Genomic DNA, 16,038 nt, shown 5'->3' on the forward strand with positions numbered 1-16,038 from the left:
TTCTGTTTTTCTAATAATGATTTGATTATAGGCACTTGAAATCCGTTTGTCAAGGCAGTGTAAGAAATTTTTCCTCCAGCATGGCGCGAATCATATCCCCGATGCGCTTCAGCCCAACCTCTATCTTATCATCACTGAGGTTCAGGAAGCTGAGACGGATATGGCGATTTTCCTCGCCGCTGATATCATACTGACTGCCGGGGGTAAGAATGACGTTCTTTTCCAGCATACGGCTGCAAAGCGCTTCTGCGCCCACGCCAACGGGCAGCTCCACCCAAAGGCTGACACCGCCGTTTGGCTGTCCGTATTTCGCCACATCGGAGAGATATTTTCTTGCGGCGGAAAGCATTTTGCGGTATTTCTCGCCGCCGTAGCGTCTTGCCTGTGCGGCATGCTCCCCCCAGCCAAATTCGCGCAGATAATATTCCAAGGCTCTCTGGATAAAGCCGGAGGTGGAAATATCTGTCGTATATTTTGCTTCCATGACTGCCTGATGGATTTTCTTCGGCAACACAATCAGCCCCATGCGCAGACCGGGCATGAGGATTTTGGAAAAGCTTTTGATATAAATGACACGATTTTTATAATCTAACGCCTTCAGGGGAACAATCGGCTCCTTATCATAATGGAAATCGTAAAAATCGTCCTCCTCGATGATATAGGTATCGTATTTTTCTGCCAGCTCAAGCAGGCGGCGTTTTTTCTCCATGGAATAGGAGATGCCTGTCGGGGTCTGATAATATGCCATCATATAAATAAAACGCGGATGATACAGCTTGAGGAAATTTTCCAGAATGACCATATCCATGCCATCCTCCTCCAGAGGAATCTCTATCAGCTTGCCCCCACGGGACAGAAATGCACCCGCTGCACCGTAAAACGTGGGCTTTTCCACAAAAACAACATCCCCATAGCGCAGCATTGCCTTTGAAATGATATCAATGCCCTGCTGTGCGCCGGAGATAATCTGCACGTTTTCCGGAGAGGTTTTGATGCCATAATTCATAAGATAACGGCAAAGCTGCTCGCGCAGGGGGGCATAGCCCATGCTGTCCATATAGCGGAAGGCTCCGCCCTTTTCCCTATCCAGCACCGCATTGAACGCCTCCTTAAACGCATCCACAGGGAACATTTCATTCGGCAGAGAGGTGCTTGTAAAATTGATGGCATTTTCCATGGAAAGACCACTTTCAAAGGAACGGAGATTGCGGCTTGCCACAGGCTCCGGAATATGCTCCACAGGCAGGGGCGAAACAAAGGTGCCGCTGCCCACGCGCGAATAGACCAGCTGCTTTTTCTCAAGCAGCTTATACGCATTGACAATCGTAACAGAATTCACTCCGAAATGCTCCGCCGTTTTGCGGATGGGCGGCAGCTTGCTGTTGGCAAGCAGAACACCATCCGTAATCATCCCCTCAATGCCCTCTGCCAGCTGCTGATAAAGAGGAACGGCACTTGATTTATGCAGCTGTAGCTGAAAAATTTCTACCATATTAAATATACTCCAAATCGTTAAAATCTCATTTTACTTTTCTGCGTCATACCGCTTTCTGCCCGATGCCCCTGCAATGCCCATGGCTTCTCTGTACTTTGCAACGGTGCGGCGACAAATCTGCACGCCCTCCGCGGTCAGGCGCTCCGTCAGTTCCCGATCACTGAGGGGTTTTGTTTTTTCCTCCGCATCAATGATGGCACGCAGGCGGTTCTTGATGCTGTCCGCAGAAACATTTTCCGCCGCTTCCGTCTTTGCCATTGCCTTGGAAAAGAAGGTATGCAACGGGAACGCACCGCGTTCACACTGCAAATATTTTTCCTTGACCGCACGGCTGACAGTGGATTCATGGATATTGAGCTGCTCTGCAATATCCACCAGACGCAAAGGCACAAGCTGCCCCTGCGGCTCTGAGAAGAAATCCCTCTGCTTTTCCACGATGGCTTCCACCACCTGCTGTAAGGTGCTTTCTCTGCGGCTGATGCACTGCAATGCCCACTCGGCACGCTTCAGCTGCTCTGCAATATATTCCTCCGTCTGTGCATCCGCTTTTTCGCGCAGCAGCTTCACATAGCTGTGGCTGACGGTAAGACGGGGCATCACGGTTGTATTTGTAGTAACGATAAATTCCTCGCCCCTGCGCTCCACCAGAACATCCGGCACAACATACTGCACATTTCCCTCCCCCGCAAAGCCACTGCCTGGCTTGGGCTGACAGGAGCGAATTTCCTCCAGCGCACGCATCAGTCGTTCCATGGAAACCTTTTCTGCCTTCGCGATATAGGAAAGGCGGTTTTTCGCCAGCTCATCCAGATAATTTCTTGTGATCTTCATGGAAAGAGCAGAGGCGTTTTTCTGCTTCAGCTGAATGAGCAGACACTCCTGCAAATTTCTTGCCCCCACACCGGAGGGCTCCAAGGCTTGAAACTGCGCCAGAATTCTTGCGGCAGTGGATTTTTTCATCGGATATTTTTCCATCATCATTTCGATGGCATCCTTTTCCAGATAGCCGCTTTCGGCAGTACTCTCCGCCAGAAACCGCAGAACAGCCTTATGTCCTGCCGGAATTTTTTGTATATTTATCTGAAAAAGGAGAAATTCGCGCAGACTCTGCCCCTCTTTTCTGCCGAAGGCATTCGTTTCGCGCTCCTTTTCCTCCTGCTCATGCTCCATGCGGTAAAGGCTGCGGTTCTGCTCATCCGCCTCCTCAAGCCATTCCAGCTTTTGCAGCAGCTCCGTATTTTCCTGCTGCATGGGTTCCTTTTCCTCATTCCATTCCACAAGGGGGTTCTCCTCCGCAAATTCTCGGATATATTCGGAAAGGGTCACGGCATTCATCTGCAAAATCTCCACAGACTGCTGCATTTTCTGTGATAAAATCTGTTTTTGCTGTACCTGAAGCGACAGCTCCATAAAAAAATCCCCCTTTCTTGATGCTTGATTGCATTTATTTTATCATAAAATCTAATATAATCCCACCATTTTGTTTAATTATCCCTAAAAAAGCAGAGAAAATATGCCAAGATTATGGTAATAAATTAACATTTACTTTTATAGATAATAAGTGTAAACTATATGAGATGATTCATTCGCATACAAATTATTTTTTGTTTTGCGGATGTCTCAGCAATATTATAACGCAAAGATCAGATTTCGACATTATTTTGTGGAAGAAGGGTTCTTTTCTGGAATAATCAGGTGAAAATTTCTTTTGAAAAAAAGTTTTTTCGCCTTTTTTCTGCAAAATTATTGAGAAATTCTTATTTTTGTATTAAAATATTGCTGTTATATTATAGTTATTTTCTTACAAAAGTATAACTTTAAACCAGCGCCATCCCTGGCGCACGACAAATTTGAACAGAGGGGGATAATATGCAAGCTTTAACGTTCAAACGTGGTGTACATCCTCCTGATGGGAAAGAACTGGCAAAAGACCAGCCCATCAAGGTGATTATGCCCAAAGAAAACTCTGAGTTGTTCTACCCTATGAGCCAGCACATCGGTGCTCCTTGTGATCCACTGGTTGCCGTTGGCGATCATGTAAAGGTAGGACAGAAAATCGCTGAGTCCGGCGCATTCATGTCTTCTCCTATCTTCGCCTCCGTTTCCGGCGAAGTTGTAGACATCAGACCTATGCTCGTACCCGGTGGTGCAATGGTAAAGGCTATCGTTGTAAAGAACGACGGCAAAATGGAAGAGATCGAAGGTCTCAACGAAGGTAAGGATTACACAACCATGACAAATGACGAAATTTTGGCAGCAATCAAAAATGCCGGCGTTGTTGGTCTGGGTGGTGCAGGTTTCCCTACACACGTAAAACTGAACCCTCCCAAGGACACACCCATCGATCACATCCTCATCAATGCGGCTGAATGTGAGCCCTACCTCACATGTGACTACCGCCTGATGCTGGAAGAACCCGAAAGAATCGTAAGAGGTTTACAGATTATGCTGAAGCTGCATCCCAATGCAAAGGGCGTAATCGGTATCGAAATGAACAAGCCCGAAGCAATCGCTTCCATGCAGAAGGCATGCGAGGGCATTGATAACATCACTGTTCAGCCTCTGGTAACAAAATTCCCTCAGGGCTCCGAAAAACACCTGATTTACGCTATCACAAAGAGAGAAGTAAAATCCGGCGCACTGCCCGCATCCGCAGGCTGTATCGTAGACAACGTAGATACTGTTGTTGCAATCGAAAGAGCAATCTGCAAGGGCAGACCTCTGATGAGAAGAATCGTTACCGTTTCCGGTAAGGGTATCAAAAACCCCGGCAACTACAAAATCAGAATCGGTATGACACTGAGAGATCTGGTAGATGCCATTGGCGGTTTCAATGAAGAAAACCCTCCCGTAAAGCTGATTGCAGGTGGTCCTATGATGGGTCCCACACTGTATACTTTGGATGTTGCGTCTGTTAAGACAACCTCCGGTCTGCTTTGCTTCACAAAGGACGAAGCATACATTCCCGAAGAAAGAAACTGCATCCGCTGCGGTAAATGCGTAGAGCATTGCCCTATGGGCCTGATGCCCTTCATGCTGAATGCCTTTGCAATCAAGGGTGACGGCGAAGGCTTTGTAAAGCATCACGGTCTGGATTGTATCGAATGTGGTTCTTGTTCCTACGAATGTCCTGCGAAGCGTCAGCTGGCGCAGTCCATCAGAGCGACAAAGAAAATCGAAGCAGGCAAGAAGGCAGCAGCCGCTGCAGCAGCAAGAGCAAAAGCAGAGGCTGAGAAAAAGGCCGCTGAGGAAAAGAAATAAGAAGGGGGAGAATAAAACATGGCTAATTTTGTAGTATCCGGTACCCCTCACGTGCGTTCCAAAGAATCCATCCAGAGCATTATGCGTGATGTTATCATCGCTCTGGTTCCTGCAACAGCAGCGGGTATCTATTATTTCGGCCTGAGAGCACTGATTCTGATTGTAGCTGCAATCATTTCTGCTGTTTTCTTTGAATGGCTGTATGAAAAAATCACAAAAAAACCTGTTACAATCAACGACCTGTCCGCAGTTGTAACCGGTCTGTTACTGGCAATGAACCTTCCTGCATCTGCTCCCGTATGGGTTGCAATCGTAGGTAGTGCATTTGCTATCATTTTTGCAAAACAACTGTTTGGCGGTCTGGGCCAGAACTTCATCAACCCTGCACTGGCAGGTCGTGCGTTCCTGTTGGCTTCCTACCCCACAGAAATGACCACATGGGTTGTTCCCAACGGTCTTGCAGCAGATGCTGCTACATACGCAACACCCCTGGCACAGCTGAAAAACGGCGCACTGGATGCTTCCCTGAAGCAGTTGGTAATCGGTCAGGTTGGCGGTACCATCGGTGAAACCTGTGCAATCGCTCTGATTATCGGCGGTATCTACCTGCTGTACAAGCATGTAATCAGCTGGAAGATTCCCGTAATCTACATCGCAACCGTATTCATTCTGTTCGCAGTAATCGGCAGACACGGCATGCGTATGCCTTTGCAGGAAATCTTCGCCGGCGGCGTTATGCTGGGTGGTATCTTCATGGCAACTGACTACGCTTCTTCTCCCGTAACCCCTAAGGGTCAGGTTATCTTCGCTGTCGGCGCAGGTCTTTTGACTTACCTGATTCGTACTTTCGGCGGTTATCCGGAAGGCGTATCCTACTCTATCTTGATTATGAACTGCTGTGTACCTCTGATTGAAAGATTCACAGAACCTACAATCTTCGGTGCACTGCCTAAAACAAAGGAGGCGAAATAAGCATGGACTCTAAAGCAGTAGTTAAACCCGCGATCGTTCTGTTGCTTATCTCCGCTATCGCAGCCGGTATTCTGGGTGTTGTATCCGAAGTAACCGCTGCTCCTATTGCTGCACAGAACGAAAAATCTCTGAATGAAGGTATGCAGGCAGTTATGCCCGACGCATCCTCCTTCGAGCTGCTGGATGCTGATCTGACAGGCACAATCACAGCAGTATACAAAGGCGATAACGGCGGTTTCGTTATCACAACAGAGCCCGGCGGTTTCGGCGGCGCTGTAAAAACAATGGTTGGCATTGATGCTGACGGTACAATCACAGGTCTGCGTGTAACAGGTCACTCCGAAACAGCAGGTCTGGGTGCAAAGGCAACCGATCCTTCCTTCTACGAACAGTTCACAGGCAAGTCCGGTTCTGTTTCCGTAACAAAGGATGGCGGCGAAATTGTTCCCATCACAAGTGCAACAATTACTTCCAGAGCAGTTTGTGTCGGTGCGCAGGAAGCTCTTGATTGGGTCGCAGCGAATGGAGGTGCTTATTGATGGCTAACCCTATTAAAATTATCAAAAACGGCATTATCAATGAAAACCCTACATTCGTTCAGGTTATTGGTATGTGTCCTACTCTGGCGGTTACATCTTCCGCTATCAATGGTATCGGCATGGGCCTTTCCACAACAGCAGTACTGATTTTTGCGAACCTGTTTATCTCTCTGCTGAGAAAGGTAATCCCCGATACAGTACGTATCCCTTGCTTTATCGTTGTTATTGCTACATTCGTAACAATCATCGAGTTCCTGCTGAAGGCTTATCTGCCTGCACTGAACGCATCCCTGGGTCTGTACATTCCACTGATCGTAGTAAACTGTCTGATTCTGGCGCGTGCCGAAGCATTCGCTTCCAAAAATGGTCCCGTTGCTTCCGCATTCGATGGTATCGGTATGGGTCTTGGTTTCACCATCGCTCTGGGCTGTCTGGGTCTGGTGCGTGAATTCATCGGCAGCGGCACACTGTTCGACGTAACAGTTCTGCCCGAAGCATTCCCTAGAACACTGCTGTTCGTTATGGCTCCCGGTGGTTTCTTCACACTGGCTATTCTGATGGCTATTCTGAACCATTTCAGAAACAAAAAAGCATAAGAAGGAGGGGAAAATAAATGAATCTGATTTTGTTAGTATTGGCTGGCATTTTCGTAAACAACTACGTTATGTCCCAGTTCTTAGGTATCTGCCCCTTCCTCGGTGTTTCCAAGAAGGTAGATACAGCAGCCGGCATGGGCATGGCTGTAATCTTCGTAATGGCTCTGGCAGCAGCAGCAGCATGGTTGGTATACAACCTGATTCTGGTGCCTCTGAACATTACATTCCTGTATAACATTGCGTTCATTCTGCTGATCGCATCTTTGGTACAGTTCGTAGAAATGTTCCTGAAAAAATCTGCACCTGCTCTGTATCAGGCTCTGGGTGTATTCCTGCCCCTGATTACAACAAACTGCGCAGTATTGGGTGTAGCCGTTACAAATATGCAGAAGGGCTACAACTTCATCGAATCCGTTCTGAACGCAGTTGGTGGTGCTGCCGGTTTTGCTCTGGCAATCATCCTGTTTGCCGGTATTCGTGAAAGAATCGCTGACAATGAAACACCGAAGGCCTTCGATGGTTTCCCTATGGCTCTGATCACAGCTGGTCTGATGTCTATCGCATTCCTGGGCTTCTCCGGTCTGATCAAACTGTAATAGAGGAGGGTAAAAGAATATGGATCCAATGAGTATTTTATTTCCCGTTCTGAGTGTCGGCGGTATGGGCGTTGTTTTCGGCGCTTGCTTGGGTGTTGCGAGTGAAGTTTTCAAGGTTGAAGAAGACCCTCGTATCGGTCAGGTTTTGGAATGTCTGCCCGGCGCTAACTGCGGTGGTTGTGGTTTTCCCGGTTGTGGTGGTTGTGCATCTGCAATCGTTGCCGGTACAGCTCCTGTAAATGCCTGCCCCGTTGGTGGCGCAGCAGTTGCTGAAAAGGTTGGCGCTATCATGGGTGTTGCAGCTTCCTCTGCTGAACCCGTTGCCGCTTTCGTAAAGTGCGGTGGTACTTGCGATAAAGCAAAAAATAAATACGATTATTTCGGCATTGACGATTGTAACATGGCTGTTCAGCTTGCAGGTCAGGGTGCAAAATCCTGCTCCTATGGCTGTCTGGGTCTGGGCAGCTGCAAGAAGGCTTGTGCCTTCGGCGCAATCGAAATCGTTGACGGTGTTGCAGTAATTGATAAAGATAAATGTGTTGCCTGCGGCAAATGCGTTTCCACTTGCCCCAAACACATCATCGAGCTGCTGCCCGCTAAGAAGAAAGTGAAAGTACAGTGCTCCTCCAAGGATATGGGTAAGAATGTAATCCCCAACTGCTCCGTTGGTTGTATCGCTTGTAAGATTTGCGAAAAGAACTGTCCTTTCGACGCTATTCATGTAATTGATAACCTTGCTGTTATTGATTACACCAAATGTAAGGCTTGCGGCATCTGTGCAAACAAATGCCCTAAGGGCGTGCTGACAGGCAAGAGACCTGCACAGCCTGCGGCTCCCGCCGCTGCTGCACCCGCAGCGCCCAAGGCTGCTCCTGCTGCTGAAGCTCCCAAGGCTGAAGCTCCCAAGGCTGAAGCACCTAAGGCAGAAGAAGCTCCCAAGGCTGAATAATTCAGACTTTTCAAAGACTCTCTGAGAAATCAGGGAGTCTTTTTTTGTTGCTAAAAAAATCTTTTATGATTCTGTTCGCTTTACCCCTCTGGAAAAGTATGCTATACTAAATCAGTTATAAATAAATGAATTTTTTCTGTAAAGGAGGATTTGCTATGAGAGGACGTTCCTCACAAAATATCTGGATACTGGTGCTGCTTATGCTTGCAGGCGTGGTTCTGGGCGGCTTTATCGCAAAACTGGTCGGCGGTGTTTCCGCACTCAGCTGGCTTGCATACGGCAACAGCTTTGGGCTTTCCTCTCCGCTTATGCTGGATTTAGGCGTGCTGACATTGCAATTTGGGCTGACCATCCGCTTTACCATTGCGGGTATCATCGGCATTATTCTGGCGTTTTTCATTTACAGAAAGCTATAATGATTTTCAGGGGGCAAACGATTTTGCCCTTTCCTTTTTTTTCAGGAAAAACCATTCTTTTTTTATGAAAAATACGGTTCTTTTCTTGAAAAGAATACAAAAAAGCGGTATGATAAAATGTAAGACAAAATTTAAGAGATACCATAGCTGCCGCACACACGGCGGCGTTTCCAATAATGAAAGGGGTAAAAAGAATATGATGTTCAATGCCAAAGATATGGGAATTGACTTGGGTACTGCCAATACCCTTGTCTATATGAGAGAAAAAGGAATCATCGTGAATGAGCCTTCCGTTGTTGCCATCAACACGGACACCAGAGAGGTTCTGGCTGTCGGCAACGAAGCGAAGGATATGATCGGGCGTACCCCCGGCAATATCGTTGCCATCCGCCCCATGAAGGACGGCGTTATCGCAGACTTTGACGTAACACAGGCTATGCTGCGTTATTTCATCAATAAGGCGTATGTACGCTCTCTCTTTGGGCCCAAGCCTCGCATTGTAATCTGTGTGCCTTCCGGCGTAACAGAGGTAGAAAAGCGCGCCGTTCTGGAGGCTGCCATTGCCGCAGGCTCCAAGGAAAAGGACACCTATCTGATTGAAGAACCCATGGCAGCGGCGATTGGTGCAGGTCTGCCCGTTGCAGAGCCCACCGGCAGCATGGTTGTTGATATCGGCGGCGGCACAAGCGAGGTTGCTATCATTTCCCTTGGCGGCATTGTTACAAGCACCTCTCTGCGTGTGGCAGGTGACGCACTGGACAGCGCGATTGTAAACTATATCCGCAAGGAATTTTCTCTGGCAGTCGGTGACCGTACCGCAGAGGAAATCAAGATTACCATCGGCTCTGCGTATCCTCTGGACAGAGAGGAAAAAATGGAAATCCGCGGACGCGATTTAGTCAGCGGTCTGCCCATGACCATCGAAATCAATTCCATTCACATTCGCGAAGCACTGGCGGAGCCCGTTGGCTCTATCATCAACAGCATTAAGCAGACCCTGGAGGCAACCCCTCCCGAACTGGCTGCGGATATCATGGAATACGGCATTACACTGACAGGCGGCGGCGCGCATCTGCGCGGACTGGATAAGCTGATTACCGCGGAAACAGGCATGCCCGTTAATATTGCAAACGAACCCCTGAACTGTGTTGCTCTGGGCACAGGGATGGTTCTGGAACAGGTAGATAAGCTGAAATCTGTTCTGATTTCTCCCAGAAAAGCATTATTCTGATTTTAAACACACCGAAAGGAGCATTTCACGTTGCAGGAGTTTTTCTTAAAACATAAAAAACGCATCATTGGTGCGGGCATCGCCATTCTGGTTCTGGTTACCGTGATTGCCAGCGGTATAAAGCTGAATGCCACTCTGCTGGAAAGCGCCATCGGTGTTGTTGTCACCCCGTTTCAGGATTTGACAACTGGCATCAGCAGTTGGATAGACGATACGGTGACATCCGCCCGCAACAAAACAAAGCTGAAGGATGAAAACGAGGAGCTGAAGCAGCAGATTGCAGAGCTGACAAATAAAAACAGAAAGCTTTCCATGTATGAAACGGAAAACGAGCGTCTGACCGCTCTGCTGAAAATTGCGCAGAAATACCCTACCTATGACAGTGTCGGGGCACGCGTGATTGCAAAGGACCCCGGCATCTGGTATGACGGCTTTACCATCAACAAGGGCACAACAAGCAGTATCAGCGCAAACATGGTTCTGATTGCGCCGGAGGGCTTAGTTGGTAAGGTTCTGGAAAGCGGCGCGACCTTCTCCAAGGCGCAGTCCATTCTGGACAGCCGTTCCTCTGTGCCTGCGATGAGCGTGCGGACGGGCGATTTGGGCGTTGTCAAAGGCAATTACAGCCTTGCAAACCACGGTCTGTGCAAAATGGAATATATCGACGGGGACGCGGAAATCATGGTAGGCGACGAAATCGTAACCTCTCAGCTTTCCGATATTTACCCGGAGGGGCTTGCCATCGGCAAGGTACTGGAAATCGAGACCGACACCAACGGGCTGACGAAATACGCTGTGATTGAGCCTTATGTAGACCTAAAGCATCTGGATACGGTTCTGGTTCTGGATAAGGGCGCAAAGCAGAGTGGCAAAAGCACAGCAAAGACAAATACACAGGCAAATCCCGACGTGGCGGAGCCGACAGACCCGACCGACCCTGACACGGCAGAGCCTGACACAACGGGGGTGGCGGAATGAGAATCATCATCACCACTCTGATTGTGGTACTGAATTTTATTTTGCAGACCACGCTCTTCCCCTACCTTGCCATCCAAGGGGTATTCCCGAATACCGCCTTGATTATTGTAACCTCCTATTCCCTGCTGCGCGGCAGTAAGGAGGGCGCATTAGTGGGCGCAGGCACAGGGTTTCTGATGGATGTGTTTTTCCACACCTACATCGGCTTTTATACCGCGCTGTATCTTTTGATTGGATTGATTTTCGGACGAAGCCAACGCAGCTTTTTCCGCGAAAATTATATTCTGCCGATTATTTTCTGCGCGATTGCCACAATCTTTTATCAGGCAGTGCTGTATGTTTCAAGCTTTGTGTTCCAAGGAGAAGGAAATATTCTCTATTTCCTCTTCCACGTGCTGCTGCCAGAGCTGGTCTATATGACGATTGTAACCGTTCCGCTGTATCGGGTGCTGTTTGGCATCAATGAATGGCTGGAGTTGAAAGAAAAGTATAAATACCGCCTTTTTTAAAGGCTGAAATCTGTTTCCCATCAGGAGGAAGCGATGAGAAGATATCTTGAGCATTTTTTAGATTTATGTAAAAACAGAATATTTGTAATGCTGTGCGGCGTGATTGTGCTTTTCGCGATTATCGTGCTGCGTCTGTTTTCCCTGCAAATTATTCACGGGGAATATTATGACGAATCCATTACGGCGAGCGTTTCCAAAACACTGCCTGTGGCGGCCTCCCGCGGGAATATTTATGACCGCTACGGCAGACCGCTTGCTGTCAATACGGTTGCATACTGCGTACAGGTGGACGGCAGTGTTACCCTAGAGTTGAACAGGGAGGAACGCAAGACGCTTGCTACAGACCTGACCGACTGGCTCTGGGCAGACGGACACCATAAGGTAGATTCCCTGCCCATCACCACATCCTCGCCCTATTCCTTTACCTTTAAAGGAACGGATGAGGAAAAGGAAAAGCAGGAAAAAAGCTGGAAGGCCTCCATTGGTCTGGAGAAAAAGCAATATAAGCTGAGCGCAACGGAATGTCTGAAATATCTGTACGAAAAATATGATGTACCCGAAGGCTACACTGCGGCGCAGAAGCGCACCTATCTTTCCCTTGCCATGAGCGATGACCGCAATCTGATGGCGCTGACCTTGGCAAGAAAGCTTTCCGAATTCGGCGAAACGATTGATGATGAGCTGCCCCTGGACACCGAGGCACCCTATGCCTTCCAATTTAACGGCAACACCAACCGTGAAAAAAGCTGGAAGCAGAGCATGCTGATGAAGGGCAAGGAATTAAACTATAATTCCAGAAAAACTCTGGATTATCTGCGGGATTTCTTCGGGCTGCCAGAGGGTCTGCCCGAACAGCTGGTGCGTGATACACTGGGGATTCGCTATTCCCTCTATCTGAAACGCTATCAGCAGTATCAGACGGTGACGATTGCAACGGATATTTCCGATAAAACCCTTGCCTACGTCGAGGAAAATCAGGATACCTTCCCCAATGTTGTCATTGATACGGTATCTCTGCGGGATTACCCCGAAGGGGAATATTTCTCTCATATCCTTGGATATATCCGCCAGATGACGGAAAGCGACTATGCCCTCTATAAGGATGAGGTGGATGCAGAGGGCAATCCGCTTTACAGCCAGACAGATGTTGTCGGGCAGGACGGCATGGAAAAGCTTTACGAAAAGGAGCTGAACGGCGTGGACGGGAAGGTTCTGATTGAGGTAGATAATCAGGGCAGACGTATGAGCGTGATTGATTCCACGGAGCCTGTTGCCGGAAAGGATGTTTTCCTGACACTGGACAGCAAGCTGCAAAAGGTTGCGTATGATACACTGGAAAGCGAATTGCGCACGGCGGTTCTCAGAAAGCTGACCGGCGGCGGCAAGACCTACGCCTCCAGCACGGAGCTATTCACTTCCATGATTAACATAAATCACATTTCCGCTCAGAAAATGATACAGGCGGAGGACGGCGTGCAGAAGCAGGTTTATCAGAAGCTGAAGCAGGCAAACCCGACCTTCAGCCCCACGCAGGATGATGCGGTTGCGGTTGCGAAGGAATTCCTGATTGACGGTCTGGAAAAGGGCTCTATCAGCCTGAAAGAACTCATGCTGATGATGATTGAGCAGGGAAATCTGAGCGTAACAGAGGAGGAAAAGGCCTCCATCGAAAATGGCGCATCCCCTACCGCTCTCATCATCAAAAAGCTCAGCAATGGGGAAATGTCCCCTGCGGATACGGGGCTTGACCCCTGCACCGGCTCTGTTTTCGTGACACAGGTTGGCACGGGTGAGGTGCTTGCGAGCGTCACCTACCCTTCCTACGACAACAACGAGCTGGTCAATACGTTTAATAACGCTTACTATAATGACTTATTGCAGGACGGCAACACCCCACTGGTCAACCGTCCGCTGAAGCAGAAAAAGGCATCCGGCTCCACCTTCAAGATGATTACTGCACTGGCAGGTCTGGAAACAGGCACGATTACGCCAAGCACGACCATCGTGGATAAGGGGCTGTTCAAGGATGCAGGTGTACCCTATGCGCGCTGCTGGATTTATTCCAACACCGGCGGCACCCATGGGCCTGTGAATGTTTCCCATGCGCTTGAGGTTTCCTGTAACTATTTCTTCTATGAGCTGGGCTACCGCTTAGGCAGCACCGCAAACGGCAGCGACAGCAATAAGGCAATTACCACGCTGAATGAATACATGGCAGCGTTTGGTCTGAATGACTATACCGGCGTAGAGCTGGACGAATACGGCCCGACTATGGCATCTCCTGCCAATAAGGAAAAGGCAGTGAAAACCTTCAACCCCGATGCCACCACAAGCCAGACCCGCTGGACAGACGGTGACACCATCCGTACTGCCATCGGGCAGTCCATCAACAGCTACACACCGGCACAGATTACGAAATATGTTTCCACCCTTGCAAACGGCGGCACGCTGTATAAACTGCACATGGTGGATCACATACAGAATGCTGACGGCACACTCCATTCCGAGGTGGAGGAAACGGTCGAAAATGTAACAAAATTCAAGGAGGAAAATCTGCAGGCTGTTTATCAGGGGATGTATCTGGTAACAAACGGTTCCCATGGTACACTCCGTACCGCCTTCAATGACCTGCCCGTAAAGGTGGCAGCGAAGACGGGTACTGCCGAAGAGGACAAGAACCGCAGCTCCCATACCTGGTTCGTCTGCTTCGCACCCTTTGATGATCCGCAGATTGCCATTACTGTTATGATTCCCTTCGGCGAAGGCAGCGGTACACCTGCGCCTGCGGTTGCGAAGGCAATTATCCGCGAATATCTGGGGCTGGATTACACCCCCACAAACACCACAATGCAAACAGTTCTGGCAGAATAACAACAGGAGGGGAAAGTATGTATAATGAAAACTATGTGATCTTTAAGGGTACAAAGGACGGTGTCACCGTTATCTTTGACCCGGAGGTATCCTTTGAAACCCTTTGCACACAGCTGGAAAAAAAGGTGGCGGAGGCAGGCAAATTCTTCGATAACGTAAAGACCTCCCTTGCCTTCAAGGGGCGTGTGTTTACGGAGGAGGAGGAAGAAACCCTCTTAAAGATTATCGCAAAGCATACCACGATGGAAATTACCTTCGTGAAAACAGAAAACAACGAAATCAAACGTCTGAGCGACCTTCTGGAGAAGGAGCTTGCGCCCTTTAATCTGGCAAAGTTCCACAAGGGCTCTCTGCGCAACGGGCAGAAAATTGAATTTGAAGGCAGCGTCATCGTGGTTGGGGATGTCAACCCCGGTGCAGAAATCAAGGCAGGCGGCAATATCATCATTTTGGGGCAGCTCAAGGGCATGGCACACGCAGGCTGCAAGGGCATGACGGATGCCTTTGTTTCCGCCATTTATATGGCACCCGTACAGCTGCGCATTGCGGATATCATCACCCGTTTTCCCGAAGAAAACAAAAAGGGCCCCAAGCCCCCTGAATATGCCTTTGTGCAGGATGGGCAAATTTTTGTTATGGCACTTTCCTAAGAATTGGAAACGCTGTCGAATCATGGGAAAAGTTCTCCTGTTTTGCTAAAAAAAAGGAGTGCAAAATCAGCACATTTTTGTTAATATAGTAATAGGAATCAGATATTACCGAAAAAAATGTGCAAACGCGTAAAATAAACTTCTGAGATTAGGAGGAACATCAATGAGTGAAGTAATCGTAATCACCAGCGGCAAGGGTGGTGTCGGCAAAACCACAACCAGCGCAAACCTTGGCTGCGGTCTGGCAGCATTAGGCAAAAAGGTTGCATTGGTAGATGCAGATATCGGGCTGAGAAATCTGGACGTTGTTATGGGTTTGGAAAACCGTATTGTATATGACTTGGTAGACGTTGTGGAGGGCAACTGCCGCCTGAAACAGGCTTTGATTAAGGATAAGCGCTATGATGGGCTGTTCCTGCTGCCTGCCGCACAGACAAGAGATAAGGACGCTGTTTCTCCCGAACAGATGCAGAAGCTCTGTGACGATTTAAAAGAGGAAGGCTTTGATTTTATCGTACTGGACTGCCCCGCAGGGATTGAACAGGGCTTCAAAAACGCCATCGCCGGCGCAGACAGAGCCATTGTTGTCACAACCCCTGAGGTTTCCGCTGTGCGCGATGCCGACCGTATCATCGGGCTTCTGGAGGCAAATGAGCTGAGAAACCCTACCCTCATTCTGAACAGACTGCGCATCGATCTGGTGCAGCGCGGCGAAATGATGAATATTGAGGACGTAGAGGAAATTCTTGCGATTGATATTCTGGGTGTCGTTCCCGATGATGAAAGCATTGTTATCGCAACCAACAAGGGTGAGCCTGCCGTTATGAACGAAAATTCCAAGGCAGGACAGGCTTACAGAAATATCGTTCAGCGCCTTCTGGGCAATGATGTGCCCCTGATGAGCTTTGAACCCGAACCCGAAACCTTTATGGACAAGCTGAAAAAGCTCTTCCGTAAATAAGCCTGTGCGAAGAA

The 16,038-nt window shown here is 48.7% G+C and carries 15 protein-coding genes and 1 other annotated feature (1 of these 16 only partly in view); of the genes, 13 read left to right on the forward strand and 2 right to left on the reverse strand.

Going from position 1 to position 16,038, the window contains the following annotated elements; genetic code table 11:
• Positions 1-2, reverse strand: a binding site (T-box leader) (it extends 239 nt beyond the left edge of the window).
• 47 nt (positions 3-49) lie between these two features.
• Together pdxR and rpoN are read right to left on the reverse strand one after the other, a co-directional pair.
• Complete coding sequence (gene pdxR, locus GPK49_RS05960; protein ID WP_215677026.1) at positions 50-1,492, reverse strand: MocR-like pyridoxine biosynthesis transcription factor PdxR; 1,443 nt, start codon at positions 1,490-1,492, stop codon at positions 50-52.
• Positions 1,493-1,525: 33 nt separating this feature from the next.
• Positions 1,526-2,905: an RNA polymerase factor sigma-54 gene (gene rpoN, locus GPK49_RS05965; RefSeq protein ID WP_215677027.1), complete on the reverse strand. Its 1,380-nt coding sequence runs from the start codon at positions 2,903-2,905 to the stop codon at positions 1,526-1,528.
• Positions 2,906-3,364: 459 nt separating this feature from the next.
• Here rpoN and rsxC point away from each other — a divergent pair, with 459 nt between their 5' ends.
• From rsxC to minD, 13 genes are all read left to right on the forward strand, one after another.
• A complete protein-coding gene (gene rsxC / locus GPK49_RS05970; protein WP_016407095.1) occupies positions 3,365-4,756 on the forward strand; it encodes an electron transport complex subunit RsxC in 1,392 nt (463 codons plus the stop codon).
• An 18-nt stretch (positions 4,757-4,774) separates the two neighbouring features.
• Complete coding sequence (locus GPK49_RS05975; RefSeq protein WP_016407094.1) at positions 4,775-5,728, forward strand: RnfABCDGE type electron transport complex subunit D; 954 nt, start codon at positions 4,775-4,777, stop codon at positions 5,726-5,728.
• Between the two features lie 2 nt (positions 5,729-5,730).
• Positions 5,731-6,267, forward strand: a complete 537-nt coding sequence (locus GPK49_RS05980; protein ID WP_016407093.1) for an RnfABCDGE type electron transport complex subunit G — start codon at positions 5,731-5,733, stop codon at positions 6,265-6,267.
• Complete coding sequence (gene rsxE, locus GPK49_RS05985; RefSeq protein ID WP_016407092.1) at positions 6,267-6,863, forward strand: electron transport complex subunit RsxE; 597 nt, start codon at positions 6,267-6,269, stop codon at positions 6,861-6,863. Before GPK49_RS05980 ends, rsxE begins: the two co-directional genes overlap by 1 nt.
• 17 nt (positions 6,864-6,880) lie before the next feature.
• A complete protein-coding gene (rsxA, locus tag GPK49_RS05990) occupies positions 6,881-7,459 on the forward strand; it encodes an electron transport complex subunit RsxA (protein ID WP_016407091.1) in 579 nt (192 codons plus the stop codon).
• Positions 7,460-7,478: 19 nt separating this feature from the next.
• Entirely contained in the window at positions 7,479-8,408 is a 930-nt protein-coding gene (gene rnfB, locus GPK49_RS05995) for an RnfABCDGE type electron transport complex subunit B (RefSeq protein WP_215677028.1), read from the forward strand.
• 155 nt (positions 8,409-8,563) lie between these two features.
• Complete coding sequence (locus tag GPK49_RS06000) at positions 8,564-8,824, forward strand: DUF4321 domain-containing protein (protein ID WP_016407089.1); 261 nt, start codon at positions 8,564-8,566, stop codon at positions 8,822-8,824.
• A 196-nt stretch (positions 8,825-9,020) separates the two neighbouring features.
• Positions 9,021-10,055, forward strand: coding sequence for a rod shape-determining protein (locus GPK49_RS06005; RefSeq protein ID WP_118581038.1), 1,035 nt, complete (start codon positions 9,021-9,023; stop codon positions 10,053-10,055).
• Between the two features lie 30 nt (positions 10,056-10,085).
• On the forward strand, positions 10,086-11,033 hold the full coding sequence (mreC, locus tag GPK49_RS06010; RefSeq protein WP_215677029.1) for a rod shape-determining protein MreC: 948 nt from the start codon (positions 10,086-10,088) through the stop codon (positions 11,031-11,033).
• Positions 11,030-11,542, forward strand: a complete 513-nt coding sequence (gene mreD / locus GPK49_RS06015) for a rod shape-determining protein MreD (RefSeq protein WP_215677030.1) — start codon at positions 11,030-11,032, stop codon at positions 11,540-11,542. Before mreC ends, mreD begins: the two co-directional genes overlap by 4 nt.
• 33 nt (positions 11,543-11,575) lie before the next feature.
• The gene (locus GPK49_RS06020) at positions 11,576-14,413 is read left to right on the forward strand and encodes a penicillin-binding transpeptidase domain-containing protein (RefSeq protein WP_215677031.1); all 2,838 of its coding nucleotides are present in this window, start codon (positions 11,576-11,578) and stop codon (positions 14,411-14,413) included.
• Positions 14,414-14,430: 17 nt separating this feature from the next.
• Positions 14,431-15,063, forward strand: coding sequence for a septum site-determining protein MinC (gene minC / locus GPK49_RS06025; RefSeq protein ID WP_118581050.1), 633 nt, complete (start codon positions 14,431-14,433; stop codon positions 15,061-15,063).
• A gap of 163 nt (positions 15,064-15,226) precedes the next feature.
• Entirely contained in the window at positions 15,227-16,024 is a 798-nt protein-coding gene (minD, locus tag GPK49_RS06030) for a septum site-determining protein MinD (protein WP_016407083.1), read from the forward strand.
• Positions 16,025-16,038 lie beyond the last annotated feature (14 nt).

The sequence above is a fragment of the Clostridium sp. MCC345 genome, assembly GCF_018785345.1.
GTDB lineage: Bacteria > Bacillota > Clostridia > Lachnospirales > Anaerotignaceae > Anaerotignum_A > Anaerotignum_A faecicola.

Coding starts and splice junctions, on each gene's coding strand:
- rsxA (WP_016407091.1), top strand. CDS start 6,881: ATGAATCTGATTTTGTTAGTATTGGCTGGCATTTTCGTAAACAACTAC.
- GPK49_RS06000 (WP_016407089.1), top strand. CDS start 8,564: ATGAGAGGACGTTCCTCACAAAATATCTGGATACTGGTGCTGCTTATG.
- GPK49_RS06005 (WP_118581038.1), top strand. CDS start 9,021: ATGATGTTCAATGCCAAAGATATGGGAATTGACTTGGGTACTGCCAAT.
- rnfB (WP_215677028.1), top strand. CDS start 7,479: ATGGATCCAATGAGTATTTTATTTCCCGTTCTGAGTGTCGGCGGTATG.
- GPK49_RS06020 (WP_215677031.1), top strand. CDS start 11,576: ATGAGAAGATATCTTGAGCATTTTTTAGATTTATGTAAAAACAGAATA.
- GPK49_RS05980 (WP_016407093.1), top strand. CDS start 5,731: ATGGACTCTAAAGCAGTAGTTAAACCCGCGATCGTTCTGTTGCTTATC.
- rsxE (WP_016407092.1), top strand. CDS start 6,267: ATGGCTAACCCTATTAAAATTATCAAAAACGGCATTATCAATGAAAAC.
- rpoN (WP_215677027.1), bottom strand. CDS start 2,905: ATGGAGCTGTCGCTTCAGGTACAGCAAAAACAGATTTTATCACAGAAA.
- rsxC (WP_016407095.1), top strand. CDS start 3,365: ATGCAAGCTTTAACGTTCAAACGTGGTGTACATCCTCCTGATGGGAAA.
- minD (WP_016407083.1), top strand. CDS start 15,227: ATGAGTGAAGTAATCGTAATCACCAGCGGCAAGGGTGGTGTCGGCAAA.
- mreD (WP_215677030.1), top strand. CDS start 11,030: ATGAGAATCATCATCACCACTCTGATTGTGGTACTGAATTTTATTTTG.
- minC (WP_118581050.1), top strand. CDS start 14,431: ATGTATAATGAAAACTATGTGATCTTTAAGGGTACAAAGGACGGTGTC.
- GPK49_RS05975 (WP_016407094.1), top strand. CDS start 4,775: ATGGCTAATTTTGTAGTATCCGGTACCCCTCACGTGCGTTCCAAAGAA.
- pdxR (WP_215677026.1), bottom strand. CDS start 1,492: ATGGTAGAAATTTTTCAGCTACAGCTGCATAAATCAAGTGCCGTTCCT.